This is a genomic window from Vibrio splendidus 12E03 (assembly GCF_000272105.2).
Taxonomy (GTDB): domain Bacteria; phylum Pseudomonadota; class Gammaproteobacteria; order Enterobacterales; family Vibrionaceae; genus Vibrio; species Vibrio splendidus_I.
The window spans coordinates 1-6,697 of record NZ_AJZD02000115.1 but is presented as its reverse complement, the minus strand read 5'-3'; the positions used below and the strand labels follow the sequence as shown (position 1 = coordinate 6,697).

7 protein-coding genes and 1 riboswitch are annotated in these 6,697 nt (G+C 45.0%); of the genes, 2 read left to right on the top strand and 5 right to left on the bottom strand.

The features are described 5' to 3' along the window. Positions 1-197: 197 nt before the first annotated feature. A riboswitch (cyclic di-GMP riboswitch) is annotated at positions 198-287 on the top strand. Between the two features lie 72 nt (positions 288-359). After that, positions 360-1,826: an N-acetylglucosamine-binding protein GbpA gene (gene gbpA, locus A142_RS09365; protein WP_019820266.1), complete on the top strand. Its 1,467-nt coding sequence runs from the start codon at positions 360-362 to the stop codon at positions 1,824-1,826. Between the two features lie 133 nt (positions 1,827-1,959). Here the strand turns inward: gbpA and cyoE are convergent, their stop codons facing one another. The 4 genes from cyoE to A142_RS09345 are packed head-to-tail and all read right to left on the bottom strand — an operon-like array spanning position 1,960 to position 5,585. Continuing rightward, a complete protein-coding gene (cyoE, locus tag A142_RS09360; RefSeq protein WP_019820264.1) occupies positions 1,960-2,952 on the bottom strand; it encodes a heme o synthase in 993 nt (330 codons plus the stop codon). Beyond that, entirely contained in the window at positions 2,942-3,997 is a 1,056-nt protein-coding gene (locus tag A142_RS09355; RefSeq protein ID WP_019820262.1) for a COX15/CtaA family protein, read from the bottom strand. Before A142_RS09355 ends, cyoE begins: the two co-directional genes overlap by 11 nt. Positions 3,998-4,057: 60 nt before the next feature. After that, complete coding sequence (locus tag A142_RS09350; RefSeq protein WP_019820260.1) at positions 4,058-4,666, bottom strand: hypothetical protein; 609 nt, start codon at positions 4,664-4,666, stop codon at positions 4,058-4,060. After that, positions 4,659-5,585, bottom strand: a complete 927-nt coding sequence (locus A142_RS09345; RefSeq protein ID WP_019820258.1) for an SURF1 family protein — start codon at positions 5,583-5,585, stop codon at positions 4,659-4,661. The genes A142_RS09350 and A142_RS09345 overlap by 8 nt, the downstream gene beginning before the upstream one ends. Here A142_RS09345 and A142_RS09340 point away from each other — a divergent pair. After that, a complete protein-coding gene (locus A142_RS09340; protein WP_029405283.1) occupies positions 5,473-5,703 on the top strand; it encodes a DUF2909 family protein in 231 nt (76 codons plus the stop codon). The genes A142_RS09345 and A142_RS09340 overlap by 113 nt on opposite strands. Positions 5,704-5,722: 19 nt before the next feature. Here the strand turns inward: A142_RS09340 and A142_RS09335 are convergent, their stop codons facing one another. After that, entirely contained in the window at positions 5,723-6,607 is an 885-nt protein-coding gene (locus tag A142_RS09335) for a cytochrome c oxidase subunit 3 (RefSeq protein WP_019820256.1), read from the bottom strand. Between the last annotated feature and the right edge of the window lie 90 nt (positions 6,608-6,697).

Below are 6,697 nucleotides of genomic sequence, written 5' to 3'. Positions count from 1 at the left end.
AAAGCATTCACAAAAGCATTCACAAAAGCAATTAGAGCAAATACTTTCTTTATTTATATCAATAATTTATACGTTAACTAACGAAACATATAGCAAGTTAATTTGTATTAAGAATTAAAAGTTCGAGATTAGCATTCCACATTTCAATCTATTGATTCGCATTTATAAAACTGGTTGGCTACATTTCGGTTGCTCAAACGCACTTCTGGCAAACTATTTGAAAGAATAGGACGCAAAGCCACCGGTCTGTCGACAAATATTCTGTCTATGATAGCGGGGCCGCCACTTAATAGGATTTAAGTGTAAATGCATGCCGGAGTGTTCTCTTTTTTGTCGGCCAAATACAGTAAGGACAAATAATGAAACAACTCCCCAAAAAATCACTCATCGCGCTATCGCTTCTTAGCGTAAGCGGTGCAAGCTTCGGTCACGGTTATGTCTCGGCATACAACAATGGCGTAGCTGAGAGCCGTGTTGCCCTATGTAAGTTCCCTGCGAGTGATACGCAAGAGAAAAACACCAACTGTGGTGGTATCCAATACGAACCACAAAGTGTAGAAGGCCCTGAAGGCTTCCCGGAAGTCGGCCCTGCTGATGGAAAAATTGCCAGTGCGCAATCTTCTTTAGCAGCAGCACTAGACGAACAAAAGGCAGACCGCTGGGTTAAACGCCCTATCAAGTCTGGTTCTCAATACTTCGAGTGGACATTCACAGCTAATCACAAGACTCGCGATTGGAAATATTACATTACTCAACCCGACTGGAACCCAAACCAACCTTTGGCACGCAGTTCTTTCGACTTAACGCCATTCTGTGTTGTTGAAGGCAATATGGAACAACCACCGATGCAAGTCAGTCACTTGTGTAATGTGCCAGAACGCGAAGGTTATCAAGTGATCCTTGCGGTATGGGATGTGGGTGACACTGCAGCGGCTTTCTACAACGTTATCGATGTGAAGTTTGATGGCGACGGCCCTATCATTCCTGATTGGGATCAAGGCGGTCAAATCAACCCTACTCAAGATCTAAACGTTGGTGATGCTGTTTACACTCGTGTCTTCGATCAATCGGGTGAGAACGCTTCATACAGCACTGAGCTCGTCATTGAGAGCGACGAGCAAGGCAAAGCAAATAACTGGTCTTACGCGCTTGCCTCTAAGATCAACAAAGAACAAGCGCAAATCAAAGCAGGTCAGCTGAACGACCAAGGCGATTTCGCACCCATTTATGGTACGAACCCTGTTTATCTAAAAGCAGGTTCTGGCTTTAATAGCGTCGAGATCGGTTACAAGATTGATACTCCAGAGCCGGAGCATGAGCTAGTAGTGACAGGTCTAGAATCTGAGTACATTATTGACGAAAATCAGCCAACACAGCTTGATCTAACTTTAGAAGCAACCGGCGATGTTCAAGCAGAACTGACGGTGTACAACCATCACCGCGAAGCACTTGCTTCTCAAAAATCAGAACTGGCAGACGGACAAGTTGAAGATGTTCAACTCACTCTGTCTAAATCGGAGGCTGGCCACCACATGCTTGTGGTTGTGACTAAAGATGAGCAAGGTAACTTAGTGGATCAGAACACGCTTGATTTCCACCTAATGGACGAGCAAACACCGCCACCCGCAGGCGATTACGACTTCGTTTTTCCTGAGAGCATCGAGTCTTACACAGCAGGTACTAAGGTACTGAGCAGCGATGGTGGCGTTTATCAGTGTAAAGAGTTCCCATACTCTGGTTACTGCGTTCAATGGACTCCAACAGCAACTCAATACGAACCAGGTGTTGGTTCACACTGGCAAGATGCTTGGAACAAAGTTGACTGATTACTAGCCAGTCACTTACTTTCTAGTAGGTACGTGCTAGTAATCAGCAAAACAAAAAACGGATGCCCAGAGCATCCGTTTTCTTATTCAGTAAAAGTAGAAACACCAGTTATTAAAATGGAAACATCAGTTATCAAAGTAGATAGTGGTCAGCCAGCAAAGCGACAAACAAGATCATGAGATGATAAATGGAGAATTTAAAAGTCTTCATCGCCATATTAGGCTCATCACGATATTTAAGTATCCAAGCGTGATAAACAAACCCGCCGTTTAACACCAAAGAAGCACTCAGATATATCCAGCTACTCATGCCAACCAACACCGGCAATATACATACGATGCTAAGCAACAAGGTATAGAGCAGAATTGATGTTTTGGTGTAGGCGATCCCATGCGTCACAGGCAACATCGGGATGTTCACCTTAGCGTATTCGTCACGACGATGAATCGCCAACGCCCAAAAGTGCGGAGGTGTCCAAATAAAGATGATCATCACCAACAACCAAGCGTTTGAGTGCAGTTCATTGGTGACCGCCGTCCAACCCAATAACGGCGGCATCGCGCCTGCAATCCCTGCTATTACGATGTTTTGCGGCGTTGCTCGCTTCAAGTACATGGTATAAATCACCGCATAGCCTAATAAGCTCGCAAAGGTTAACCAAGCGGTCAGTTGATTAACCCACGCCACTAATGTGACAAAGCCAAGTAAACCAATGCCTGCAGCAAAGCTGAACACCCGTACGCTGCTGAGTTCTCCTGACGGCAAAGGGCGTCGGTTTGTGCGAGTCATTTGCCCATCGATCTTTTTATCGATCAAATGATTAAACGCAGCCGCTGAGCCTGCCATCAACCCTATTCCGATCATTCCAAAAAGAGTTTGCTGTAAAGGTAATCCGTTAGGCACTGCTAAACACATACCCACTAAGGCCGTCAGCAGCATCAAAGCCACTACCTTGGGTTTGGTCAGCGTTAAATAGACCTTCCAAGTAGCTTTGTTTTTCGAGGCCACCTCATTTTTTGGAGTACTTTCTCCGTTGGTTGCTATCTCTTGACTGGCAGCGAGATCTTGACTTAAAGCTGCGCCTTGAACCACCACTCCATGTTGTGTTGATGTTCTAGTGACCATGATTACCTCCTTGTAATACATCGTTCTTCATCAAGTACTCACTCGGTTGACGTTGCCAAACCACAAAGTTTGTAACAACCATGGTGACAAGTAACAGAGCGGCCACCAAATTATGCAAAACGGCTACCGAGATCGGTAGGTGAAACCATACATTGCTGATCCCTAAACTGACCTGTGCAAACAACACTATCGCCAAAGTGACAGCCAGCTTTCTTTGCGGTCCTTTTTCAAGCTTCCAAAGCTGATAAACAATCATCAACACCGTAAGTGTGGCAGCGATAGCCCCGAACCGGTGCATGACATGTATAGTTAATCGCGCGGGATATTCCAACACACCAAACTCATAGTTATCATGGCCGTGTTGAGCAAAATCGAACGCATTTTTGAAATCGAGGTAGCTCATCCAGTTACCTTCACAAATAGGCAATTGGGTACACACCAAAGCGGCATAGTTTGACGATGTCCAACCACCAAGCAGTATCTGCCCAACCACAATAAGTAACCCAAACAGCGCCCAAAATTTAAGTGTTGGAGAATAAGAAGCCTCGCCAAAACGGCTTTGGAATTGAGACAAACGACAATAGAGCAGACACAACAGTGACAGCAACGTGAAGCCCCCCATCAAATGCGCCATAACCACAACGGGCATCAACTTGAGAGTCACCGTCCACATTCCAAGCAAAGCCTGAAAGATCACAGTGGCTGAAATAAGCAAAGGAAGCCCAATCGAAGTAATATTCTTTTTAATACACCAAGCGACTACAACAAAGATAAGCAGCCCTAATGTTCCTGCAAAGTAGCGATGTATCATCTCTATCCACGCTTTGTCTGCTTCGAGAGCTCGCTCGGGAAATTGCAGATTGGCTTGATTCACCGCTTGGGCATCAGACGGAACGGTGATCTTACCGTAACAACCCGGCCAGTCAGGACAGCCAAGGCCAGCATCAGACAGGCGTGTATAAGCTCCGAGAACAATCACGGTAAGGGTTAACAAGATAGTTAATCTCATCACAAGCATCAGTAAATCAGGGGCTTTATTCTGCATCACTTATCTCCCTATACTTATTCCCTTTCGCTGCTTAAGCTCAAGCATTTGCGCCATCAACTACCCAACTCGTGACAGCTTAAGTAGCTTTCTTAAATCATGAATCATACCTTTGGATTGCCCGACTAACTGCGACGGTTCCGAAACGCTTTTGTACTCCATAACCAGCTGTCCTAGCGGGTCAATAATGACAATGGAAGCCGGCGCAAACTCGGTACTTAACTGATCTCCACCAGCTAACAAAGACAAATCCGGCTTATCAAGCGAACCCGATAACGAGTTACCCTCAGATACAAAAACAACGGCCGTCACTCGCTCTTTGTTTTTCCCTAACGCTAAATAACTTTGATTCAAATAATGGAGTTGTTGTTCACACAAGCTTTCGCACTCCATCGGCGCGATATACCCCACAACCCAACCCTCTCCAGCCATGGGTACCGTTACGCCGAAATCCGCTAGTGTAGTTCTTGGTTCGACCAATCCGCCCGAGTTAGTGACACCTGATGTGTACCAATTCTGGTCCAGCACAGCTTTGGCGATAATGGCTGGCAAAGCGAAAATTAAAACAAGTCCAATTAATACCAAGCGCCCTTTAGTACGACGGCTTCTGAGCTCAGCCATGTTTGCCTCGGTAATTTCCCTGTTCACTTGTGCTTGAGATTTATCCATCCTTATTCCTCGTGATAGGTGTTGCTTTTAGGTACCGATAGCCAATCAACAACATCAAAAACAAAAGTACCGCAGCCATAACAAACCATTGAAATGAGTAACCAAAATGCTTCTCAGATTTCATCGCCGTTGGACGCCATAACATTTCATAGGGCCATGAATCTAAACTCTGAGGTTGGAAGACAAAGGGCAGCACTTCTTGTCCTGTATACTGTGATAGCGCTGCTATGTTTAGGTTTTGGATTCTATTCGGTGTCGTATTTTCTAAACCCAACTCATGACTTAAAGGATTCACCGAGCGTGTATACAAGTGCCCTGACATTTTGGTTGGTACAGTGATACTTCCTAATTGCGGTAGTTCTCTTCTGTCATTACTTGCCGGAACAAACCCAAGATCGATCAACAACTGGTTTTCATCTTCAAAGCGAACCTTACCCAACATGTAAATCACATACCCTACCGTTCCTTGGTTTATCTGGTTGTCTAACAAGAGTATCAAGCCACTCGTATTGACTAATTCAACATCAGCCTTTAACCCGTTTAGGGTTTGAGGATTTAATGACTCTTGATCAGATAAATCCAGCTCTCGCAACTCAGAAATAACAACACCTAAAGGTTGTGACGAGAGCTGTGCTCGCTCAGCTAATTGCTGTTCATAACGTAATTTCTCGTTACCACGATCGAGTTGCCACAAACCCAACTTGATTAAAGCGCCGACTGAAACCACAGTTAAAACAACCGCAATCCAAAAACCTTTACCGCGGAACTTGTGTTCATCATCAATCAATCGGTTTGGAGTTATCACTATGGCGTCATCTACCTTTATTCTGTTATTTAAAGTCGTATTGGTCGCTTTGCTGTTTTTTATCACTTTCAATTTGATGAAAGGTCTAATCCAAATCGCCTCGGGCAAACACAATGGAAAAAGGCTCAGTCACTTCTTGGGACGTCGTGTCATGTGGTCAGCCGTTGTCGTGCTACTTTTATTACTTGCTCTGGGATCAGGAGTGATAACTCCCAACCCTCGCCCCTATTAATCCCCTATAGGCTCAATCGTTAAAGCACATAAACAAACACAAACAGGCCTAACCAAACCACATCAACAAAGTGCCAATACCAACTGCCCGCTTGGAACGCAAAGTGGTCTTTCGGAGTGAAGTGGTCTTTTGCAACCCTTGCCAGCAACACAATCAAAAAGATCGTCCCTAAACAGACATGTAAGCCATGAAACCCAGTCAGCAAAAAGAAGGTATTACCGTAGATGCCTGACTGAAGTGTCAGCCCCATATCTTGATAAGCGTGAAGATACTCTTCAACTTGGAAGAACAGGAAGAAGCCAGCCAGAACAATGGTTATCTCCAACCACACGATCAAAGCCATACGCTTATTTTGCTCAAGACTGATATGTGCCATGTGCAGCGTCACAGAGGAAAGCAGCAGAATAATAGTGTTCTTAAGCGGGATACCTTGCCAAGGCATGGCTTGTGTCGTTACGCCATCAGGGGTAGTCGTTAGTGGCCATATTGATTGGAACATCGGCCACAATACTTCATGGGTCATTTCATTATTGCCCGCACCACCAATCCAAGGCACAGAAATCATACGAGCATAGAAAAGCGCGCCGAAGAAAGCGCCGAAGAACATGATTTCAGAGAAAATAAACCAACTCATTCCTTGTCTAAAAGAACGAGAAATCTGCTCAGAATAAACTCCACTTAATGATTCCGTGATCACATTACTAAACCAGCCTGCGAGCATGTAAAGCAGCACTGCAAACCCGACTAACAACACCGCTTTGCCAAACACACCACCTGCGGCGTCGGTACCCATGTTTTGCACCGTCAAGCCAGCGCCAACCGCGACCAAAAACAGTGCTACAGCACCCACTAATGGCCAGTGACTTTGATGTGGAACGAAATAAACTTCCTTTTTAGAACTCATCGCTCAACTCCTTATGTTGATACTGGTTCTGTAAATCCCCAGGGCGTGTTGGCCTTTCGTGGTTAAATTTTGTTCGAGATAAAAGCGTTT

Bases quoted from the DNA above. Each gene is read 5' to 3' on its own strand.
- gbpA (WP_019820266.1), top strand. From the start codon at position 360: ATGAAACAACTCCCCAAAAAATCACTCATCGCGCTATCGCTTCTTAGC.
- cyoE (WP_019820264.1), bottom strand. From the start codon at position 2,952: ATGGTCACTAGAACATCAACACAACATGGAGTGGTGGTTCAAGGCGCA.
- A142_RS09355 (WP_019820262.1), bottom strand. From the start codon at position 3,997: ATGCAGAATAAAGCCCCTGATTTACTGATGCTTGTGATGAGATTAACT.
- A142_RS09350 (WP_019820260.1), bottom strand. From the start codon at position 4,666: ATGGATAAATCTCAAGCACAAGTGAACAGGGAAATTACCGAGGCAAAC.
- A142_RS09340 (WP_029405283.1), top strand. From the start codon at position 5,473: ATGGCGTCATCTACCTTTATTCTGTTATTTAAAGTCGTATTGGTCGCT.
- A142_RS09335 (WP_019820256.1), bottom strand. From the start codon at position 6,607: ATGAGTTCTAAAAAGGAAGTTTATTTCGTTCCACATCAAAGTCACTGG.